Origin of the sequence: Saccharopolyspora hattusasensis, from assembly GCF_050972075.1 — a bacterium.
GTDB classification, from domain to species: domain Bacteria; phylum Actinomycetota; class Actinomycetes; order Mycobacteriales; family Pseudonocardiaceae; genus Saccharopolyspora; species Saccharopolyspora hattusasensis.
In genome coordinates this window covers 252,803-272,059 of sequence record NZ_JBPCDC010000001.1, presented here as the reverse complement: position 1 = coordinate 272,059, position 19,257 = coordinate 252,803, and the positions used below count along the sequence as shown (strand labels likewise).

Below are 19,257 nucleotides of genomic sequence, written 5' to 3'. Positions count from 1 at the left end.
TTGCGTGGCGGTGCGGGCGGCGGAACTCAGCCGAAGCGGCGGGCGAGCCGGTGGAACGTGCCGGGCAGCAAGCCCTGCAGCCGAGCGGGCGCGGTGAGCCACTTCGGGACGAACACCTCTTCCGCGTCCCGCTCCACGCCGCGCACCAGCGCCTCGGCCACTTCCTGCGGGCCGACGATCCGCGGGAAGCGGCGGTCGTAGCGGCGCCCGGCGAAGAAGGGCGTGTGGACCGCGCCGGGGAACACCGTGGTCACGCCGATCCCGTCGCAGTAGCGGAGGCTCGCGCCGAAGGCACGCAAGCCCGCTTTGGTCGCCGAGTAGACCGCCTCGCCGGGCACGCCCACCATGGCGATCGAGGCGACGAACACGACGTGCCCGCACCGCTGTCGCAGGTCGGGGAGCGCCGCGCGGGTCAGCAGCATCGGCGCGGTCAGGTTCAACGCCGTCAGCGCCTCGATCCGCTCCGGCGGCATCGCGCTCAGGTCTCCGGCCCAGCCGACGCCCGCGCTGTGCACCAGCAGATCGACCGCGCGGGCGGCCGCGGCGGCCCGGTCGAGCCCGGCCGGATCGGTCAGGTCGGCGGGCACCGGTTCGCCACCGGTGCGCTCGGCGACCTCGGCAAGCCGGTGCTCGTCGCGGCCGACCAGCAGGACCCGGCACCCGCGGGAGCTCAGCTCGGCGGCGGTCGCCGCGCCAATGCCCGAGGACGCGCCCGTCACCAGCGCGGTGCGCCCGCGCACCGTCAGCCCCACGACGAATCCGTCGTGCCGTCGTTGCGCTCGCGTTCCTCCATCGCGCGGCGCAGCTGCTCGCCCCGGCGGGTAAGTACCACGATCCCGCCGATGATCACCACGACGGAGATCACCTCGCCGACCAGGATCGCGGGGGAGGACTCGATGCGTTCGCCCAGCCAGTTCACCCCAATCGCGGCCGCCACCAGCGGATCCACCGTGGTGATCACGGCCAGTGCGGGCGACATCAACCGGCCCCGCTGGAAGGTCTGCTGGCTCAGCAGGAACCCCATCGGCCCGATCACGCACACCGCGTACAGCGACCAGTGGTGGAACGGCTCGGCGAGCCCGCCGCTGCGGACGTGCCCGGCCACGACCTTGATCAAACCGGCGGTCACGCCGTAGAACACGCCGGTGGCCACTGCCATGCCGATCACCCCGACCTCGCCGGGCAGCCACCGCGCGGCCAGCAGCGAGACCACTACGAGCAGCCCGAGCGCCAGCGCCAACGGCAGGATCGACGCCCCGGTGAACTCGTTGCCCTGCCCGGACGGCCGCCCCAGCACCAGGAACGCGGACAGCCCGCCGACGCAGGCCAGCCCTCCCAGCGCCAGCACCAGGTCCATCTTGCGGTGCGCCAGCCATGCCGCGAACGCCGCGCCGAAGAGCACCGAGGTCACCAGCAACGGCTGCACCAGTACCAGCGGTCCGAAGGCCAGCGCCACCACCTGCAGCGACAGCCCGATGATCACGGTGCCGATGCTGAGCACCCAGATCGGCTTGCGGACGAGGTCGAACAGCAAGCGGGGGCTCAGCGTGCGCACCTTCGGCACCTGCTTGGTGACGCGGTGCTGGATCGCGCTGGCCAGCCCGAAACTGGCCGCACCTAGGACGGCCGCCGGAACGGCCACGACGAGCACGGTGCCCTGCGCGCTCACCGCCGGTCTCCTCGCAGCTCGGCGAAGGCGTCGCGGAGGTGACCGGCGAGCTCGGTGGCCTCCGGCGCCAGCCCGGTGTCGGTGGTGATCCCGAACCCGATCCGCTCGCCCCAGCTGACAGCGCCGATCGCCACGCCCACGCCGTCTGCCAGCGACAGCACCGGCACGACGCCCGCGATCAGCGTCTGGCCGAGGTGGGTCGGACGACGCCGTCCCGGCATCACGGACACCACGGCGTTGAAGAAGCGACGCTGGTAGATCTGCCGCACGACCCAAGCGTGCAGCGGCGCGGGCAGCACGCCAAGTGCCGCGAGCACGGCGCTGGCAGCGGCGGGCTGGCCGGTGCGGTCCGGCTCGGCAAGTCCGGCGGTGACCTCGGCGAGGCGGCGAGCCGGCGGCATCGGCCCGACCGGCAGGTCGAGCGATAGCGAAACGGTGTGGTTGCCGGGCGCGCCGGTGCCCGCGCCGCCCCGCCCGGTGCGTGCGGTGCGCGGCACCATGACCCGGAACCGTTGGCCCGGTGTGGTGTCGCCGAGTGTCCGGTGCAGCGCCTCGGCCACCATGCCGAGCAGGAACGCCGTGCTGCTCACCCCGTGCGCGCGTGCGCAGGCGCGCGCCTCGGCGGCCGGGAGCTCGACGCCCGCGTACGACCGGTTCGGCGTGCTGCGCCCCGCCAGATGGCTGGTCGGCGCGGGTCCGGCCCCGGCTAGGCTCACCAATCCGCGCGCGACCTTCCCGGCCCGGCGGTACCACGGCTGGTCGGCGCGACTCGGCGATGTCGCCGCGTGCGGGCCATCGCTGAGCAACCGCAGCAGCGTGCTGGTCACCGCGACACCGTCGCCCAGCGCGTGGTGCATCTTCGCCAGCAACGAGGCGTGGCCGGTGCCGACGTCGCTGAGCAGCAGCAGTTCCCAGGGCGGCTGGTCGGTGCGCACCGGGGTGCCGAAGAACTCCTCGATGATCGGGCCCGCGCTTTGCCCGCTGTTCAGCTCGCGGCACCGCAGGTGATCAACGACGTCGACCGCGTCGCTGTGAATCCACTGTGGCCGACGACCGCGCCGAACGATCAGCCGTCGGTTCAGCATCGGTAATCCAGCCGCACGTTGGGAGATTCGCCGACCGACTTCTTCGCAAAGGTCCGATGTGGACCGGTTCGGTCCTTCCATGCGCAGGATCGCGCCGGTGTGCTGGGAGACGACCGGGGTAGTGGCGTACACGAAGAACGCGTCCTGCGGGCGCAGCGGGCGGCGGCCGTGGTGGCGGGGCAGGTGCGCCAGCGCGGCCACCTGGTCGGCGAAGTCGGCGGCCTGGCTGTGCTTGAGCGCCCGGTGTTCCCGCTGCGCGAGCTCGTCCGGCTCGGCGGCCCAGCGGCGCAACGTCCCGGTCAGATCGCTCTCCCGCGGGCACAGCTCGGCCAGCTCGGCGTCGGCCATCAGCTCGGCGTTCGCGCGACCGTGCCCGGCGATCGGTTCGAACATCACCACGGCACGCCCGCAGGCCAGCGCCTCCAGCGCCGTGGCCCCACCCGCGTTGGTCACCACCACGTCCGCGGTGGCCGTCAGACCGGGCATGTCATCGACCCAGCCCAGCGCGACGATCCGATCGTCCGCGCGGTCGGCGAAGCGCCGTCGCAGCGCGGCGTTGCGACCGCAGACCACGACGACCCGCTCGACCCCCTCGGCCAGCAGCGCCGCATCCACTGCGCGCTCGACGGAACCGAACCCGAGCGAGCCGCACGAGATCAGTACCGTGAAACCGGATTCCGGGAGCCCGAACGACCGCCGCGCCGCGGCCCGGTCGGCGGGCCGGAACGACGACACGACCGGCGGCACGCAGACCGCGCCGACGGCGTCCGGTTCCGCCCGCCGCATCGCCCGCAGGCTCGCCTCGCTCATCACGTAGTGCAGGTCGACCTCGGGGTAGACCCAGAACGGGTGCGGCGAGAAGTCCGACACGACCGCCGCCACCGGCACGTCCAGGCCGCCCCGGCGGCGCAGCCAGTCGAGCCCGGCGGTGCCCAGCGGATAGGTCGAGACGATCAGTTCCGGGGCGTGCTCAGCGATGGACCGGCGCAGCAGCCGCCCGCTCCACGCGCCGACGAACCGGCGGGAGGCGTTGGCGAACCAGCGGTAGCGCCACAGCGACTCGTAGAAGAAGTCGTAGAGCCACGGCGTTGATTCGACGTTGGTGACGTAGATCCAGTTGAACGCCGCGGGCACCCACCGGCCCATCGCGCGCAGGGCGTCCAACCAGGCGATCTCGCACCCCGGCCACACCTGCCTGGCCGCCTCCTCGACGGCGCGGGCGGTCGCGTTGTGGCCCTCGCCGATGGTGGCGCTGATCAGTAGCACTCGACGCGGCTGGACGGTCACCAGGCTGGATCCTTTCGCCCGATCCGTGCCTTCGCAGGCTAACGTGATCGACCAGGATCGGCTGGCCGAGCGGCCAGGCCCAGCGATGTCCGAAGTGGACGCCAGCAGGCGGCCACAGTGGATCCCGGGGGTCAGTCCGCGGGCAGCAGCGGGCCGTGGCTGCCGACGAGCCGGACGGTGCCGTCGGTGAGGCGGTAGGAGAGCCCGGCGATCGCGCAACGACCCTCGGCCACCGCGTTGGCCAGCAGCGCGGAGCGCTCCAGCATCAGGTCACCGGTGCGCCGGATGTGCACGTCCACGATGTCGTCGACCTCGGTCACGCCGCCGGCGCGGGCGGCCAGCACGCTCGGCGTCACCCGCTCCACGACGTCGCGGATGTAGCCGTGCGGCGCGGTGCCTTCGATGCACGCTTCCCGCGCGGCCGTGACCGCGCCGCAAGAGTCGTGTCCGAGCACCACGACCAGGGGTGCGCCGAGCACGCCGACGCCGTATTCGATGCTGCCGAGCACCTCGGAGCCGATGACGTGCCCCGCCGTGCGGACCACGAATAGGTCGCCGAGCCCCTGGTCGAAGATGATCTCGGCGGCCAGCCGGGAGTCGGAGCAGCCGAAGAGGACCGCGAATGGCCGCTGCGCCGGAGCCAGGGCGGCGCGGTGGTCGGCGTCCTGGTTCGGGTGCAGGCGCGCGTTGTCGACGAACCGGCGGTTGCCCTCCAGCAGTACTTCGTAGGCTTCGGTGGGCGAGGACGGCGGATTCGGCATGCCGGAAAACTACCGCACGCAGGTTCGAAGCAATGCCGCTCGAGCCCCCATATGGGCGACGTCACGCCGGCCGCGCGGTGTAGTAGGAGGTGCGATGTAACGCGTGATACATTCATCCTCGTGACGGACGTGCAGGTGATGAGGTGGCTGGTTCTCGTCGTGCGGCTGCCCGCGCAGCCGTCGCGGCACCGCGTAGCGGTGTGGCGGGAGTTGCGCCGGGTCGGGGCGCTCTCGCTGGGCCAGGGCACCTGGACGCTGCCGGACGTGCCTGGCGTGGCCGCCGGCGTGGCGCGGGCCATTGAGCTCGCCGAGCGGGGCTCCGGTGAGGTCGTGGTGCTGGCCGCCACGGGACGTGACGAACCCGATTCGGCGCGGCTGACGGAGATGTTCACGGCCGAGCGGCAGGAGGAGTGGGCGGAGTTCCTGGCCGACTGCGGCAAGTTCGACGCCGAGATCGACAAGGAACTGCGCAACGGCAAGCTGACCATGGCCGAGCTGGAAGAGGAGGAGCAGAGCCTGGATCGGCTGCGCCGTTGGTACCGCGAACTAAAGGCGCGCGACGTGTTCGGCGCCCCGGCGGCCGCCGAGGCTCAGCAGCAGCTGCGGCACTGCGCCGACCGGTTGGCCGACTACACCGAGCAGGTCTTCCGAGCACTGCACCAGATGTGACCGAACGCGCCGAAATGGACGACAAGGAGGTGGCCGGATGTCCGGCACCGAGCCGGTGACCGGTCAACGCGCCGGGCAGGTTCTCCCGCTGTACGCGGCCGGATTCGTGACCGCCTTCGGCGCGCACAGCATCGCCGCCGGGCTGGGCGCCTACACCGGTTTCGCGTCCCTGCTGGCGCTGGGCCTGCTGCTGGCCGTCTACGACGGAGCCGAGGTAGTCCTCAAGCCGGTCTTCGGCGCGGTCACCGACCGGATCGGCCCGCGGCCGGTGCTGTTCGGCGGGCTGCTCGCGTTCGCGGCGGCCTCGGCGGCGTTCGTCTTCGCCGGTGACCCGGCTGCGGTCGGCCTCGCGCGCTTCGGCCAGGGCGCGGCGGCCGCCGCGTTCTCCCCGGCCGCGGGGACGCTGGTCGCCCGGCTGGCGCCGGACTCCCAGCACGGCCGCGCGTTCGGCAGCTACGGCGCCTGGAAGGCCCTCGGGTACGCCCTCGGCCCGGTCCTCGGCGGCGTCCTGATCACCTTCGGCGGGTTCGACCTGCTCTTCGGCACGCTCGCCGGGCTCGCGCTCGCGGTGCTCGCGTGGGCGGCGCTGGCAGTGCCGGCGGTGCCGCCGCTGCCGCGGACCCGCCAAACCCTGTTCGACCTGGCCCGCCGGTTGGCCGCTCCCGGGTTCCTGCGGCCGACCGCGGCGCTGGCGGGCGCGACGGCGGCGCTGGCGGTGGGCGTCGGGTTCCTGCCGGTGGTGGGCGCGGTCGGCGGGCTGGGCCCGTTGGCAACCGGCGCGGCGGTGTCGGTGCTCGCGGCGACCGCGGCGTTGGTGCAGCCGTGGGCCGGCCGAGCGCGCGACGCGGGGCGGCTGCCCGATGTGCCCGGCATGGCCGGCGGCCTCGCGGTCGCGGTGGTCGGGTTGCTCGTGGCCGCGGTCGTTCCCGGCCTGCTCGGGGTCCTCGTGGCCGCCGTTGCGATCGGTTTCGGCACCGGGGTCGTGACACCGTTGGGTTTCGCGCACCTGGCCGCCTCGACGCCGCGGGAGCGGCTTGGCCAGACGATGGGTTCGGCGGAGGTCGGGCGCGAACTGGGTGACGCGGGCGGCCCGCTACTGGTCGGCGTGCTCGCCGCCGCTGCCTCCCTGGGGTGGGGCCTGACCGGTCTGGCGGTCGTCCTGTCGATGCTGGTCGTGGCGCTGTGGGTGGGCACCGCGACCCACCGGTGAGCGGTTTTTGATCTCGCAACTACCACCGCTGCGGCGTATCGTTGGCCAGCGGTGATTTGGTCGGTGGTGAGACGGGCGAGGGGGCCGCCTCACCACCGGCGCTGCCCGGTCAATTGACGCACGGGACGCCGTTGGCGGTGATCGAGTCCGGGCTGGAACCTGTGTTCTGCTGCCGGTTTGGTCCGTCGAGCTGCACGGCGCGCGGTGGCGCGAAGCCCGGCGCGGCGGGCCCGTGGTAGTCGCCGCCGATGACCACCTGGACCCGGCCGCGGGGCATGGACTCGTCGGCCTCGATCGGCAGGCCTCCCAGCAGCGTCGCGATCCGGTTGGCGTCGGCGTCGTCCCCCGGGCCGTGGCGCACCACGGACTTGGTCCGCGCGGGCGCGTTGCCGGCCTGACCCACCTGTTCGCCCCGGTTGGCGAGCTCGGTCCGCACGCGCTGGGCCAGCCCCGGTGTCTTCGTCGCGTTCAGCACGTCCACCCTCGCGGCCGCGGACTGGGACTTCGTCTCGCCGGGCTGCCCGGCTTCGGCCGTCGACGGGTCGATCGTGCTGCTGATCGCGGCCTTCACCTTGCGGGGATCGACCAGGATGGCGTCGCCGTCCTCCGGGGTCTGGTAGTCGGCGTTCTCGATGGGGATGGTGGTGAACCGGACCGCGCCGCCGGCCAGCCCGCGCAGCCGGTCGGCGAACGCCAGCACGTCCCAATCCCGGTCCAGCACCACGGATTCCTGCAGCGACCCGATCAGTTCGTGCAGCCGGGAAGGGTTGGCCAGCACACCGCCGGAGAGCACCGATTGCGTGAGCCCGGCCAGGAAGGCCTGCTGGCGCACGACGCGGTCCAGGTCGCCGCGCGGCAGCCCGTGTCGCTGACGCACGAATGCGAGCGCGTCCGGGCCGGAGATCGTCTGCGGCCCGGCTGAAAAGTTCGCGCCCGAGTAGGAGTCCCGGGCGGGCGCCAGCAAGCACACCGGGACGCCGCCGACGGCCTCCGTGATCCGCGCGAAGCCGAGCAGGTTGACCTCGGCGTAGTGGTCGACCGACACGCCGGTCAGCTGCTCGACGGTGCGCACCAGCAGCTTCCGCCCGGCGTCGCCGCCGAGCCGCGCCAGCTCCGCGGGGTCGGCGGTGCCGCGCTTGGTCTGCACCGCGATGGCGTCTTCCTTGCCCCTGCCGTAGGCAGAATTGATCTTGTGGCGGCCGAAGCCCGGGATCTGCACGTAGGCGTCGCGGGGGAAGGAGAACCCGACGGCGCTGGATCCGTCGTTGGGGATGTGCAGCAGGATGATCGTGTCGGTCAGCGCCGCGTCGTTGGCCCCGGCGTGCAACTCCCGGAGCACGTTCTCGGGCAGCGGTTTGCCGTGCGCGTCGGTTCGGCTGTCCATGCCGACCAGCAGGATGTCGGTCGCCCCGTCGGCCCCGGCCCCGTCGGTGACGTCGCTGGTCGCGAGGCCGTCGAGCAGGTGCCGGTAGTTGGACCACGCGTATCCCGTCACCGCCAGGACCAGCACGGACAGCACGGTCGCCGCGGTGCGAGCGCTGGCGCGGGCGCGGTCCGCCGACCGGCCGCGGTCCGCCGACCGGCGAGGTGCGGCGGGCCGGCGGCTTGCTGGCCTGCGGGCGGCCGCTCGGGCGTTGCGGTGCGGTGGCACTGGTACCTCCGGCGGGTGCGCCCCAGGCGCTGCTCGGACCTCGGTGACCCTTTCAGCATCCCACTCACCAGGGCATTCAGCAGATCATCCGATAGCGGATGATCTGACGACGCACGGTAACAGATGCGTTCGTCCACTGCGGACGGTGCAAAAGGCCACAGTGGATTTTCGGTCAGTCCTGGGGTGGGCCGGGAGTCGGTCCGCTGGGCAGGTCCCCCTGCCGGATGCGGTAGACCTGCAGCGAGGTGTCGTAGTACTTCGTGGTTTCGCCGACCCACTCCATGCCGATGCGTTCGGCGGTGGCGATGGCGCGGGTGTTGTCCGGCAGCGCCAGGCCGAAGACCGCGTCGATGTCGAAGGTGAACGCCCAGCGCAGCAGCGCGGTGGCGGCCTCGGTGGCGTAGCCGTGGCCCCAGACCTCCGGGTGCAGCTGCCAGATCAGCTCCAGGTCGTGGTCGTACGGTGGGAGCATCCGCAGCACCAGCCCGCCGACCACCATGTCGTCGGACCGGCGCTGCATCGCCCACCGCCCGGTGGGCGGCACCAGGTTCGGCTGCGACTCGATCCAGGCGTGCACGACGGCGCGCATCGCGGCGAGATCGGCGACGTTGGCGACGACCGGTGTGAGCCACTCGGTCACCTCCGGGCGGCCGTAAAGCGCGAGCGCGGCCTGCACGTCGCTATCGCTGGTAGTCCAGTCGCGCACGATCAGGCGGTCGGTTGTCAGGAGAGGCATGGCGGCCACCGCCTTCGGCGACGCTGGGGGAGGCACTCCTGATTCTAGTTCGCGCACATCGTCGGATATTTTGCTGATTACAACTATCGCTTCAGTGTTGATTGAAATTAACGTACGCGGCCGCTGACGGGTTCGCGGGTCGTGCTCGGCAACCTGGTCGCGGATCGCGCCTTCGAGGTCCTCGACCGCGCCGACGGCGAACCGCTGCTCGATCGGGATCATCCTGGGGAGTGCGGAAGGGGCCCGTCGTAGGCTGGGCGAATGCCAGTGAAGCGCCCGAATCCCGCCCGGTGGTTGCACTACCAGTACGGCGGCAAGCTCCCCGAGCTCTACCGGGAGTGGGTGCTGCGCGATGCCACTTGCAAGACGTGGGTGCTGCGGGTGCTGGTCCGGGGCCTGATCCAGATCGCGCCGCTGGGACTCGCGTTGTTCCTCGGGCTCGGCCTGCTGGGCGGGTCGTGGCCGATCGCCGCGGGCGCGCTGCTGCTGGGCATTCTCGTGGTGGGTCGAATCGTGGTGACCAGCGCGGTGGACAGCGTCGACGCGCGGCTCGTCCGCTACGGCTATCCACCCGGCCACGGCTCGGCGGTTCGGGGGCAGCGCGATGCCGACGCCGCCGAGCGCTACCGCGCCGTCTGGCGCCAGCCGCCGGAGGCGTAGCGCGAACTACCCGCCGAGGTGCGGATCACCGCCACCGGGCACGGTGCGTGGTGCAGGACGCCGTTGGCGACCGAGCCGAGAAGCAGTCCCGCGAAGCCGCCACGGCCGCGGTGACCGACCACGAGCAGCTGAGCCTGCCGGGCGGCCTCGCACAGCGTCGCGACGGGGTGCTGGTTGGCCACCTCGCGCCGCACTGTGACGTCGGGGTAATCAGCGCACCAGCCGGAGAGCTGTTCGGCGAGGTGCAGGTCGGCCCGGTTCTGGATCTCCTGCCGGTCGGGCAGGGGATAGGTGCCGACGGTGAAGAAAGCATCGGGCAGCGCCTGCACCGCGATCAGGCCGGTGTGCCGCCGATTCGCGGCGTCGAAGGCGTAGTGCACCGCGACGTGGCTCCCCGGCGAGTTGTCGACACCGACGACGACCGGGCCTGACGCCGCTGCGGCACCGCGTACCACGACGACCGGACAGCGGGCGTGCGCGGCCACCGAAGTGCTGATCGCGCCGAGCAGTACGTCCCGGAACACGCCGTGCCCGCGAGATCCGACGACGACCAGCTGGGCGCTTTCGGAGCGGTGGACCAGTTCTTCGGCCGGGTGTCCGACGGCGACCTCATCGGTGATCGTCAGCTCGGGCCGCGCGCGGTGGCAGCGCTCGGCGATGTCGCGGACCGCCTGCTTGGCGAACCCTTCCCGCGCGGGATCGTCGTTGACCACGACCAGGTGCACCGGAACGGCCAACCGCGTCGCCTCGGCGGTGGCCCACAGCGCCGCCTGCGAGGACGATTCCGAACCGTCGACTCCCACCACGACCGACTGCTTCGTCCTGGCCATCTCCAATCGCCTCCTCAGCACCACAATGCGCATCCGCCAGCGCGCGGTAGTAGGGCCGATGGGCCCCGCGCCGACGCACCCGAACGGGGGCTTGCCGACCAGCGCATTTAGTATCGGTTGGTGTCCGATGAGCTGACTCCCGCAGCGATCTTCCGCGCCGGTACCCGCCTGCGGCAGGTGGTCCGACGAACTCCGTTGGAAACGAGCAGCCGCCTGACCGGCGAACTTGGCGTCCTGGTTCGGTTCAAGCGGGAAGATCTGCAGGTCTGCCGCTCCTACAAGGTGCGCGGCGCGTACAACCTGATCTCCTCGCTCGATGCCGACGAGCGCAAGCGCGGGGTGGTGTGCGCGAGCGCCGGCAACCACGCGCAAGGCGTGGCGTTCGCCTGCCGCGAGCTGAAGATCAAGGGCCGGGTGTACCTGCCGGCGAACACGCCTCGGCAGAAGCGCCGGCGGATCGCCGAGATCGGTGGCGAATGGGTCGAGCCGGTGATCACGGGCAGCTCCTTCGACGAGGCCAGCGCGGCGTCCAAAGAGGACAGCGACCGCACCGGTGCGGTCTACGTGCACCCCTTCGACGACCCGCGGACCATCGCCGGGCAGGGCACGGTCGGACTGGAGATCGCGGAGCAGCACGACGGCCCGATCGACACCGTGATCGTCCCGGTCGGCGGCGGCGGGCTGCTGGCCGGCGTGGTGCTGTGGCTCAAGGAGCATTTCCCCGAGGTACGGGTGATCGGGGCCGAGCCGGCCGGGGCGGCCAGCATGCGCGCCGCTCTGGACCATGGCAGGCCGATCGCCCTGCCGTCGGTGGACACCTTCGTCGATGGCGCTGCGGTCGGGCGCGTCGGCGAAGCCGGCTTCCGCGTGGTGCGCGAACTGGTCGACGAACTGGTGGCGGTGCCCGAAGGCGCGGTGTGCACCGAGATGATCGAGCTGTACCAGACCGAGGGGATCATCGCCGAGCCCGCCGGGGCGCTGGCCAGCGCGGCGGCCCGGCTGCCGCTGGTGCGCCCGCCCCGGGGGCCGGTGGTGTGCGTGGTTTCCGGCGGCAACAACGACCTCAGCCGCTATGGCGAGGTCGTCGAACGCTCGTTGGTGCACGAAGGGCTCCGGCACTACTTCCTGGTCACGTTCCCGCAGGAACCGGGAGCGCTGCGGCACTTCCTGGACAATGTGCTCGACGACGGCCAGGACATCGTCGCGTTCGAGTACGTGAAGAAGAACAACAGGGAGACCGGCCCGGCGCTGGTCGGCATCGAGCTCGACCGCGCCGACGAGCTGGACGGTCTGCTGACGCGGATGAAGGGCTCCCCACTGCAGATCGAGCAGGTCTCCCCGGGCTCCCCGCTGTTCTCGTTCCTGGTCTGACCTGACTGTTCCAGGCTCGTTTGCGGTGCGGGTCAGGGCCGTCCTGGGCGGCCTCCAGCCAGCCGCGGACGTTCACCAGCGGGGTGCGCAGTTCGTGCGCGATGTCGCTTCGATCACGCGAGCGCAGCTACCGCGACAACATCATCGCGTTCGCCGTCCTCGCCGGATTTGTCCACAAGGGATAGTCCACTGTGCTTGATCAGGTGGGTTGGGCTCCGGCGCTCAGGAGCATCGCGACGTCGAGCAGTGCGACGAGGACGACCGCGTGGAACGCGGTGCGGGAACCCGGGCGGCGGCCAAGCGCGAGACCAGCGCCGAGCACGGCCGCCGCCAGCGGCAGGATCACCCATGAAACGTCCACCAGCGTCGCCGACGCGGCCAGGACCAGGCATGCGGCCACCGCGGTGCTCCGCGCCGCGCCCAGCCGGTGTGGCAGGCCGTGGACGCCGGTGGCCGCATCATCACCGAGGTCCGGCAGCACGTTAACGAAATGAGCGGCCGAACCCAGCAACGCTGCCGCGAGCACGAGCCAGAACGGCGGCGGCCCGCCGCCGCCGAACATCACGAACGCGGGCAGCAGCCCGAACGACAGCGCGTACGGGAACACCGAAAAGGGACCGGACTTCAAACCGAGGTCGTAGGCCCACGCGGACACCAGCGCGATGAGGTGCGCGATCGTCGCGACGGCGCCGAACGGCAGCGACAGCACCACGGCCGCCGGAGCCGACACCAGCACGGCGACCAGCGCCGTCCGCCGGGAGACCGCGCCCGCCGCCACCGGCTTGCCCCGCCGCCCGACCCGGGCGTCCCGGTCGGCGTCCACCAGATCGTTGAGCCACCCGACGGACAACTGCCCGGCCAACACCGCCGCCGCCGTCAGGGCCAAGCCGCCCGCATCGCGCCCGACGGTCACCGCGAGCCCGGTGGTGATCGCCGTGACGGCCAGCGCCGGGACCGGGTGCGAGGCCCGGATCAGCGAGGACGCAGTTGCGAAATGCCGCACCCGGCCGAGTGTGCCAGCCTGGAGCGCATGGCACGTTCCGGCCGGACCGTGCGGCGCAACGATCCTCTGCTGTACGAGGTCTTCGCCGACCAGTGGTGGCAGCCGCGTGGCGTCTTCGCGATGTTGCACTGGCTCGCCGCCGCTCGCGGCGCGCTCGTCCCCACCGCGGCGCGAACCGGAGCGGTGCTGGTGGACCTCGGCTGCGGCGCGGGACTGCTGGCCCCGCACGTGGCGGGAAAGGGGTACTGGCATGTCGGTGTGGATCGGTCGCGGACCGCGTTGCGGCAGGCCGCCGAGCACGGGGTGCAGCCGGTCGCCGGGGATGTCCTCGCGGTCCCGCTGCCGGACGGGTGCGCGGATTGCGTGGTGGCAGGGGAGGTTCTGGAACACGTGGTTGATTTGCCCGCCGCGGTAAGGGAAGCCTGCCGGTTGCTGCGGCCCGGGGGCCTGCTGGTGCTCGACACGCTGGCGGCGACGGCCTTGTGCCGGTTGGTGGCGATCGGGATCGCCGAACGCGTTCCGCACGTGGCAGTGCGCGGAGTGCACGATCCGGCGCTGCTGGTCGACCGCGGCGAGCTGATCACCGAAGCGGCCCGGCACGGCGTCGCGCTGACCCTGCGCGGGGTGCGCCCGTCGCTGGTGGACCTGCTGACCTGGGCCGCAGGACGAGGGAGAGGCGTTCGGATGGTCCCGTTCTCGTCGACAGCGGTGCTGTTCCAGGGCATCGGCCGGAAGAAGGGGTGAGGGCTGTTGTCGCTGTTCCCGGTCGTAGAACCGTTTTCACCGGCCGCCGCGCAGGAAGCGGCGCGCGACCTGGTTCCGCGGATCGCCGCGCGCGCAGAGCACTACGACGCCTCCGGCGCTTTTCCCAGCGAGGACTTCGTCGACCTGCGTGCTCGCAGCCTGCTGGGGCTCATGGTTCCCGCGGAACTGGGCGGGTTCGGCGCATCGTTCGCCGATTACGCCGCGTTCGCGGCCGAACTGGCCGGTGGGGCCGGTTCGACGGCGCTGATCTTCAACATGCACGCCTCGGTCACCGGCGCGCTGGCGCACACGCCCGAAGAACTGCTGCGGGAACTCGGCGCGCCGGAAAGCTGCTTCGCCGCGCGGGATCGGCTGCTCGCCGCGGCGGCCGACGGCGCGCTCTACGCGGTGGCTATGAGCGAACGGGGCACGGGTTCGAGGTTGTCGCGCACCGCCACCACCTTCCGCCGCTGCGACGGTGGATATCGGATCAACGGCAGCAAGGCCTTCGTCTCTGGTGCCGGGCATGCCGACGCCTACCTGGTCACCGCCAGGGACGTCGACGCCGCCGAGCCGAAGGTGTCCTACTTCGTGGTCCCGACCGGCGACGGCATCCGGGTGGAACCGACCTGGGATTCGATGGGCATGCGCGCCACGGGAAGCCACGACGTGCACTTCGAGGTGTCGGTCGGCGCGGATGCGCTGCTGGGTGGGATCGAGGGCATCACGCTGCTGACGGCGCAGGCGATGCCGCAGTGGCTTGTCGCGTCGTATGCCGCCGTGTACGTAGGCGTGGCGCGGTCGGCGCTGCGCGTGGGCGGCATGCACCTGCATGAGCGCAGACTGCACACCTTGCCGACCGTGCGATCCCGGATGGGGCGGGCGGACGCGGCGGTCGCCGCGGCCGACGCCGTGGTGCGGGAGGCGGCCCGGCGGGTGTCGGAGCGGCCGGGGGAGCCGGAGACGAACCGCTGGGTGTGGCGGGCGAAGCTGGTCGCCGGTGACACCGCGGCATCGGTGGCTTCGTCGGTGCTGGAGGCCGCCGGGGCGTCGGCGACGCGGCGCGGGCACCCGCTGGAGCGGATCTACCGCGACGCGCGGTGCGGTGCGTTGCAACCGGCGACCTCCGACGTCTGCGCCGACTGGCTCGGGGTGGCCGCGCTCGGCGGCGACCCCGACGACGAGACCGAGTCGCCGCGTTGGTGACGCCGTTGATCGCCGGCTTCGGCTCGGCGCTGCCGGACACCACCGAGCAGCAGGTGCTGTGGGACGACTTCTTCCAGGAGCATTTCCGCGCCAGCCGCCTCGCCCGGCGGGTGTTCGCGGGCGCCGGGGTGCGTCGCCGCCACACAGTCGCCAACCCGATCAAGGAGGACCTGTCCGGCTGGTCCACGGCGGCCCGGATGCGCCGCTTCAGCGAGGAAGCCCCGCGTCTGGGACACCAGGCGGTCGCCGCCGCGTTGGACGACGCCGGCATCGACGGCGACGATGTCGGCCTGCTCACCGTCGTCTCCTGCACCGGGTACGGAACGCCAGGGCTGGACATCAAGCTCGCCGCCTCGCTCGGGCTGCGCCCGGACCTGCGGCGGCTGTTCGTCGGCCACATGGGTTGCTACGCGGCCCTTCCGGCCCTCGGCGGCGTCGCGGACTTCGTCGCGGCGCACGGGCGAGCCGCGGTGCTGCTGTCCGTCGAGTTGACCTCCCTGCACATCCAGCCGCCGACCGATGACCCGCAGCAGGTCGTCTCCCATGCGCTCTTCGGTGATGCGGCCGCGGCTGCGGTCCTGCAGCCGCACTCGGCGGGGCTGGCTGTCGTCGACATCGCCGCCTTCACCGACGCCAGCGCGAGCACCCACATGACCTGGGACATCACCGATCTCGGTTTCCGGATGGGGCTTTCGCCGCAGGTGCCGGACGTACTGGCCCGGCACCTCGGCGCGGTGCTCGACGACCTGCTGGGCCGGAACGGCCTGCGGCGCAGCGACATCCGCGGCTGGGCGGTGCACCCGGGTGGCCCGCGCATCCTCGACACCGTCGAAGACACCCTCGGCCTGCCTCCCTCGGCCCTGCAGCCGTCGCGGGATGTTCTCGCGGAGCGCGGCAACTGCTCCTCCGCGACGCTGCTGATGGTCCTCGAAGAACTCCGGGCCGGCGGCGAACTCCGGCCCGGGAGCCACATCGCGGCCCTGGCGTTCGGTCCCGGACTGACGCTCTACGCCGCGCTGCTGGAAGTCATCATGTGAGCCATGGGACTCGAACCGATCACACTGGCCGCGCCCCACCAGGTGCGCTGGTCGTTCACCTGTCAGGTCTGGCGCGACGTCGTGTTCGTGCATTGGCCTTGCGCGGCACGGGAAATCGAGGCGGTGCTGCCGCCGCGCACCCGGCCGGATGTGTTCGACGGCACGGCGTGGGTCGGCGTGGTCGGTCTCGGGATGGTGGTCACCAGTCCGCTGAGGATGCGGTTCACCGAGGTCAACGTGCGGACCTTCGCCGTCGACGAGCACGGCCGCCGCGGATTGGTGTTCCTGTCCTTGGCGGCCTCGCATCCGGCGTTCGTGCGCCTCGCCAGGGCGGTCGGTCATCTTCCGTACCGGTCGGCGGCGGTCGAATGCTCGACGACCGCAACCGAAACCGCCTACCGTGTCGAGCGATCCGGCATCGGCCTGAGCATGCGCATCCGGCGCCGCGAGCGCGTCGCGCCGACCAGCGCGGACCGGTTCCTCACCGCGCGCTGGCGGATGTTCTCGACGTGGCACCGCTGGCCCGTCGAAGTCCCGGTGGTGCACGAGCCCTGGGCGCTGGATTCCGCCGAGCTGCTCGAGTTCACCGATGCCGGCCTGCTGGGCGAGTTCGGCCTGGCCCCGCCGGCCCGACCCGTCGTCCGGTTCGCGTCCAGAGTGGACGCCCGGTTCGGCCGGCCCGCCCCGGTGTGAGGACGCGGCGGGCCCGGCTCCGTGTGGAGCGCGGGCCCGCCGGTTTCGGGGAAACGCCGGTCGGACGGTCATTTGCCGCCGACGTCGAGGTCGACGCAGGCGTAGAAGGCGTTCGCGGTGTCGGCGACGTTCCAGACCGCCAGCACCTTCTGCTTGCCGCTGACGCCGCCGAGGTCGACGGTGTGCGACAGCTGCGACGGCGGCTGCTGGCCGCCCTGGTCGAACACGGCGACCCGGTTGCCGCCGATGAAGTACTCCCAGGTCGTCGTGCGGTGCGCGGTGGTCAGCGTCCAGTTGAACGTCACCGAGTTGCCGACCGGCGTCGCGGTCCAGCCCTTGCTGTCGTCGTCAAGCTCCGCGAATCCGTCGTTGCCGCCGCTGCAGCTGGTCAGGCCCCTCGGGCCCTCGACGCTCTGCGGCTCGTACTTGATCGCGCCGCACGGAACGGTTCCGGCGGCGCACTGGGCCTGCCGGCTCGCCGGCGAGTCGATGTAGCCGTGCGCGCTGGCGCTGCCGGCCGGGATCGTGATCAGGAAGGGGGCGAGCGCCGCACCGACCACGGCGGCGGAGAGCTTCGGGTTCTTGTTCATCTCAGCTCCTTTGGTGAGACCGCCTCGTCAGGTGGGTGGTGCCTGACCGGCGGTTGCTGGGGTGGAACTTGGCGGAGGAAGGGGAGAGAGAACATTCCGGCGACCACCGGTCAGCCGGGCGGACCCCACGCTCAGCCGTGGTCTGGACCATAGGTTTCGGTTGTTGCGGCGGTCAAGATTCGTCCGGTTCGACGCCCCGTTCACGCCGCCAGGATCGACGGCTGGTCTGCGACGATGTGCCAGATGTCCGTTTCGAGTGTATTTTTCCCAAGCCGTTTGCCGTTTTTCACCCGCCGTTCATGGAACCTTCGAGCTCCGGGCCGGATTTCGGTGCGCGAGTCCGCGTGGTGGGACGGCCGGTGCGGCGGTTGACACCGGGTGCGGCCCGCTCGACGATCGCCTGGTGATGATCGCGTTCACCCGGCGTCGGCACGTCGATCTGCGCCGCGTGGCCAGCCCCCTGTCGCCGGTGACTGGCGCACGAACCAGCGCGTCGAACTTCCAAGTCCTAAAAGGACATCCCAGTTCCCGGTTTCTCGGGTCGCCGTCGGCGGTAACCCGTGTGGAGGTGCGTGGAGTGCGTGGAGTGCGTGGACGTGCGTGGACGTGCGTGGACGTGCGTGGACGTGCGTGGACGTGCGTGGACGTGCGTGGACGTGCGGTAACCACAACCCACACCCCAGCCCAACCCCGAGCCGCTTGTTGATTCGTAGGGCAAATGTGTGATGTCAGGCGGCGTAGCGGACTTCGGGTTTGCCGAAGTAGGAGCGAACTCGGGCCAGGCGACTTGTGGAGTCGGTGGAGGAAGGAGCGGACCGCTTGTTTCGACTCGTAGCGGGTTTTCGGTGCTGTGCCGGTGGACATGGTCCTTTTGAGGTCGGCACCCCGGATCTCGTCGGGGTTGAGCTCCGGGCTGTATCCGGGCAGGAAGTGCATCCCGATCGCCGCAGCGTGATCGTCCACCCACTTGCGGACGGTCTTGCGGCGGTGGACAGGACGACCGTCGACGATCACCTGGACCGTACGGTCCAGGTGACGGGTCAGACGGTCCAGAAACGGCACGAACACGCCGGCGTTGAACGACCCGGTGTAGACGGTGAAGTACAGCTCGCCCCTTGTTACCGATCGCGCACATGGCGTTCACGCTGAACCGTTTCCCCGGTCTTGCCCACCACGGGTGTCCGGGCCGGCCGGTGCCCAGGTTCGGCCCACTGCGGCATCAGAGCGGATCCCGGCCTGGTCCAGCCACAAGATCACCGCGCCCTCGCGGCAAACGCGAGCAACGATGGCCGGATAGTCCTCCCCCCATCGGCACACGGCCTCGGGGCCCCGCTCGTAAGCCTGCGGACCGGTCTCTGCGGCGACACACCCCAACAGCGCAGATAGTCGCCGACGGTGCGCAAACTCAACACGACGCCGTGCCGCACCCGGATCAACTCGGCCACCGCCTTGCGGGTCCACACCACCCCAGCCGAACGTAGCGGAGCTGCACGACCAGCCCGAAAAGGGACTGCATCCGCACCTGCATGCGCTGCCGGCACACCCTCACCACCCGCCTGTGGTCACCCGAGGACGGCGCAATTTCGCGAGAAATTGCGCCCACCCCGGGTGACGGGGCATCGTCGCGCTTCGTGATCGCCGCAGTGCGTTCGTGCAGGTGGTGGCAATTTCGCGAGAAATTGACCGTCACCCGGGTGAACGTCAATTTCTCGCGAAATTGGCACCCCCTTCGCCCCACCGAAGAAGAACCACCGATGTCCTGAATCCAGCTCAGCACGTTCGTCCTGTTCACCCTGCTCTTCGCCATACTCACCACCCAGCTACCCGCAACAGCCCTCGCGTTCTCGATCCGGCCAGCACGCCGGAGGCGGCGGCGAAGCCGCCTACACGGTCTGGCACCTCATAGCCGACATCGAAGCCGAAACCCGCAACGAAGACACCAGGCGGAACAAGAACACCCCCACAGACCACCGGGATCTCCACAGCCGACCCAGGCCAGCTCGGCGCCCCAGGAGGAGCCCACCGGGCGGCACCACCTGTGTGCCTGAACGCTCG

At 71.3% G+C, this 19,257-nt stretch carries 19 protein-coding genes; 8 read left to right on the top strand and 11 right to left on the bottom strand.

Annotated elements, in window-relative coordinates:
* Positions 1-26: 26 nt before the first annotated feature.
* The 4 genes from ACRXBZ_RS01365 to ACRXBZ_RS01350 all read right to left on the bottom strand — a co-directional run bounded on the left by ACRXBZ_RS01365 (position 27) and on the right by ACRXBZ_RS01350 (position 4,802).
* The gene (locus ACRXBZ_RS01365) at positions 27-752 is read right to left on the bottom strand and encodes an SDR family NAD(P)-dependent oxidoreductase (RefSeq protein ID WP_433877394.1); all 726 of its coding nucleotides are present in this window, start codon (positions 750-752) and stop codon (positions 27-29) included.
* Positions 743-1,669: a DMT family transporter gene (locus ACRXBZ_RS01360; protein WP_433877393.1), complete on the bottom strand. Its 927-nt coding sequence runs from the start codon at positions 1,667-1,669 to the stop codon at positions 743-745. The genes ACRXBZ_RS01365 and ACRXBZ_RS01360 overlap by 10 nt, the downstream gene beginning before the upstream one ends.
* Positions 1,666-4,041: a wax ester/triacylglycerol synthase domain-containing protein gene (locus ACRXBZ_RS01355; RefSeq protein WP_433877392.1), complete on the bottom strand. Its 2,376-nt coding sequence runs from the start codon at positions 4,039-4,041 to the stop codon at positions 1,666-1,668. Before ACRXBZ_RS01355 ends, ACRXBZ_RS01360 begins: the two co-directional genes overlap by 4 nt.
* A gap of 131 nt (positions 4,042-4,172) precedes the next feature.
* Positions 4,173-4,802, bottom strand: coding sequence for a carbonic anhydrase (locus tag ACRXBZ_RS01350; RefSeq protein ID WP_433877391.1), 630 nt, complete (start codon positions 4,800-4,802; stop codon positions 4,173-4,175).
* Positions 4,803-4,940: 138 nt separating this feature from the next.
* Between ACRXBZ_RS01350 and ACRXBZ_RS01345 the strand changes: the two genes are divergently transcribed.
* Entirely contained in the window at positions 4,941-5,471 is a 531-nt protein-coding gene (locus tag ACRXBZ_RS01345; protein WP_168589061.1) for a Chromate resistance protein ChrB, read from the top strand.
* 37 nt (positions 5,472-5,508) lie between these two features.
* On the top strand, positions 5,509-6,681 hold the full coding sequence (locus ACRXBZ_RS01340) for an MFS transporter (RefSeq protein ID WP_433877390.1): 1,173 nt from the start codon (positions 5,509-5,511) through the stop codon (positions 6,679-6,681).
* Between the two features lie 109 nt (positions 6,682-6,790).
* On the opposite strand, the gene ACRXBZ_RS01335 is transcribed toward ACRXBZ_RS01340, so the two are convergent.
* Both ACRXBZ_RS01335 and ACRXBZ_RS01330 read right to left on the bottom strand, forming a co-directional pair.
* The gene (locus tag ACRXBZ_RS01335; protein ID WP_433877389.1) at positions 6,791-8,332 is read right to left on the bottom strand and encodes an LCP family protein; all 1,542 of its coding nucleotides are present in this window, start codon (positions 8,330-8,332) and stop codon (positions 6,791-6,793) included.
* Positions 8,333-8,504: 172 nt separating this feature from the next.
* Positions 8,505-9,068, bottom strand: a complete 564-nt coding sequence (locus ACRXBZ_RS01330; protein ID WP_433877388.1) for a GNAT family N-acetyltransferase — start codon at positions 9,066-9,068, stop codon at positions 8,505-8,507.
* A 261-nt stretch (positions 9,069-9,329) separates the two neighbouring features.
* Between ACRXBZ_RS01330 and ACRXBZ_RS01325 the strand changes: the two genes are divergently transcribed.
* Positions 9,330-9,728, top strand: coding sequence for a DUF5313 family protein (locus tag ACRXBZ_RS01325; RefSeq protein ID WP_433877387.1), 399 nt, complete (start codon positions 9,330-9,332; stop codon positions 9,726-9,728).
* On the opposite strand, the gene ACRXBZ_RS01320 is transcribed toward ACRXBZ_RS01325, so the two are convergent.
* Positions 9,692-10,558 (bottom strand): universal stress protein, encoded by an 867-nt coding sequence (locus tag ACRXBZ_RS01320; RefSeq protein WP_433877386.1) that lies wholly within the window; start codon positions 10,556-10,558, stop codon positions 9,692-9,694. The genes ACRXBZ_RS01325 and ACRXBZ_RS01320 overlap by 37 nt on opposite strands.
* Positions 10,559-10,675: 117 nt before the next feature.
* Here ACRXBZ_RS01320 and ilvA point away from each other — a divergent pair, with 117 nt between their 5' ends.
* Positions 10,676-11,929: a threonine ammonia-lyase IlvA gene (gene ilvA / locus ACRXBZ_RS01315; protein ID WP_433877385.1), complete on the top strand. Its 1,254-nt coding sequence runs from the start codon at positions 10,676-10,678 to the stop codon at positions 11,927-11,929.
* Positions 11,930-12,128: 199 nt separating this feature from the next.
* Here the strand turns inward: ilvA and ACRXBZ_RS01310 are convergent, their stop codons facing one another.
* Entirely contained in the window at positions 12,129-12,932 is an 804-nt protein-coding gene (locus ACRXBZ_RS01310) for a UbiA family prenyltransferase (protein ID WP_433877384.1), read from the bottom strand.
* Positions 12,933-12,959: 27 nt separating this feature from the next.
* On the opposite strand from ACRXBZ_RS01310, the gene ACRXBZ_RS01305 reads away from it, so the two are divergent.
* Genes ACRXBZ_RS01305 through ACRXBZ_RS01290 form a run of 4 tightly spaced genes read left to right on the top strand, consistent with a single transcriptional unit; the run spans position 12,960 to position 16,612 of the window.
* Positions 12,960-13,676 (top strand): class I SAM-dependent methyltransferase, encoded by a 717-nt coding sequence (locus ACRXBZ_RS01305; protein WP_433877383.1) that lies wholly within the window; start codon positions 12,960-12,962, stop codon positions 13,674-13,676.
* A gap of 6 nt (positions 13,677-13,682) precedes the next feature.
* The gene (locus ACRXBZ_RS01300) at positions 13,683-14,882 is read left to right on the top strand and encodes an acyl-CoA dehydrogenase family protein (RefSeq protein WP_433877382.1); all 1,200 of its coding nucleotides are present in this window, start codon (positions 13,683-13,685) and stop codon (positions 14,880-14,882) included.
* Complete coding sequence (locus ACRXBZ_RS01295; RefSeq protein ID WP_246868604.1) at positions 14,879-15,919, top strand: type III polyketide synthase; 1,041 nt, start codon at positions 14,879-14,881, stop codon at positions 15,917-15,919. The genes ACRXBZ_RS01300 and ACRXBZ_RS01295 overlap by 4 nt, the downstream gene beginning before the upstream one ends.
* Before the next feature lie 3 nt (positions 15,920-15,922).
* Positions 15,923-16,612, top strand: a complete 690-nt coding sequence (locus tag ACRXBZ_RS01290; RefSeq protein WP_433877381.1) for a DUF2071 domain-containing protein — start codon at positions 15,923-15,925, stop codon at positions 16,610-16,612.
* A 68-nt stretch (positions 16,613-16,680) separates the two neighbouring features.
* Here ACRXBZ_RS01290 and ACRXBZ_RS01285 read toward each other — a convergent pair whose 3' ends face one another.
* The 3 genes from ACRXBZ_RS01285 to ACRXBZ_RS01275 all read right to left on the bottom strand — a co-directional run bounded on the left by ACRXBZ_RS01285 (position 16,681) and on the right by ACRXBZ_RS01275 (position 18,665).
* Positions 16,681-17,202 carry a lytic polysaccharide monooxygenase auxiliary activity family 9 protein gene (locus tag ACRXBZ_RS01285; RefSeq protein ID WP_433877380.1) on the bottom strand — a complete coding sequence of 174 codons (522 nt, stop codon included), beginning with the start codon at positions 17,200-17,202 and terminating at the stop codon, positions 16,681-16,683.
* Between the two features lie 297 nt (positions 17,203-17,499).
* A complete protein-coding gene (locus ACRXBZ_RS01280) occupies positions 17,500-18,309 on the bottom strand; it encodes a transposase (RefSeq protein ID WP_433883773.1) in 810 nt (269 codons plus the stop codon).
* Positions 18,310-18,455: 146 nt separating this feature from the next.
* On the bottom strand, positions 18,456-18,665 hold the full coding sequence (locus ACRXBZ_RS01275; RefSeq protein WP_433883772.1) for a helix-turn-helix domain-containing protein: 210 nt from the start codon (positions 18,663-18,665) through the stop codon (positions 18,456-18,458).
* Between the last annotated feature and the right edge of the window lie 592 nt (positions 18,666-19,257).

Coding starts and splice junctions, on each gene's coding strand:
- ACRXBZ_RS01350 (WP_433877391.1), bottom strand. CDS start 4,802: ATGCCGAATCCGCCGTCCTCGCCCACCGAAGCCTACGAAGTACTGCTG.
- ACRXBZ_RS01330 (WP_433877388.1), bottom strand. CDS start 9,068: ATGCCTCTCCTGACAACCGACCGCCTGATCGTGCGCGACTGGACTACC.
- ACRXBZ_RS01325 (WP_433877387.1), top strand. CDS start 9,330: ATGCCAGTGAAGCGCCCGAATCCCGCCCGGTGGTTGCACTACCAGTAC.
- ACRXBZ_RS01345 (WP_168589061.1), top strand. CDS start 4,941: ATGAGGTGGCTGGTTCTCGTCGTGCGGCTGCCCGCGCAGCCGTCGCGG.
- ACRXBZ_RS01320 (WP_433877386.1), bottom strand. CDS start 10,558: ATGGCCAGGACGAAGCAGTCGGTCGTGGTGGGAGTCGACGGTTCGGAA.
- ACRXBZ_RS01340 (WP_433877390.1), top strand. CDS start 5,509: ATGTCCGGCACCGAGCCGGTGACCGGTCAACGCGCCGGGCAGGTTCTC.
- ACRXBZ_RS01285 (WP_433877380.1), bottom strand. CDS start 17,202: ATGAACAAGAACCCGAAGCTCTCCGCCGCCGTGGTCGGTGCGGCGCTC.
- ACRXBZ_RS01305 (WP_433877383.1), top strand. CDS start 12,960: ATGGCACGTTCCGGCCGGACCGTGCGGCGCAACGATCCTCTGCTGTAC.
- ACRXBZ_RS01290 (WP_433877381.1), top strand. CDS start 15,923: ATGGGACTCGAACCGATCACACTGGCCGCGCCCCACCAGGTGCGCTGG.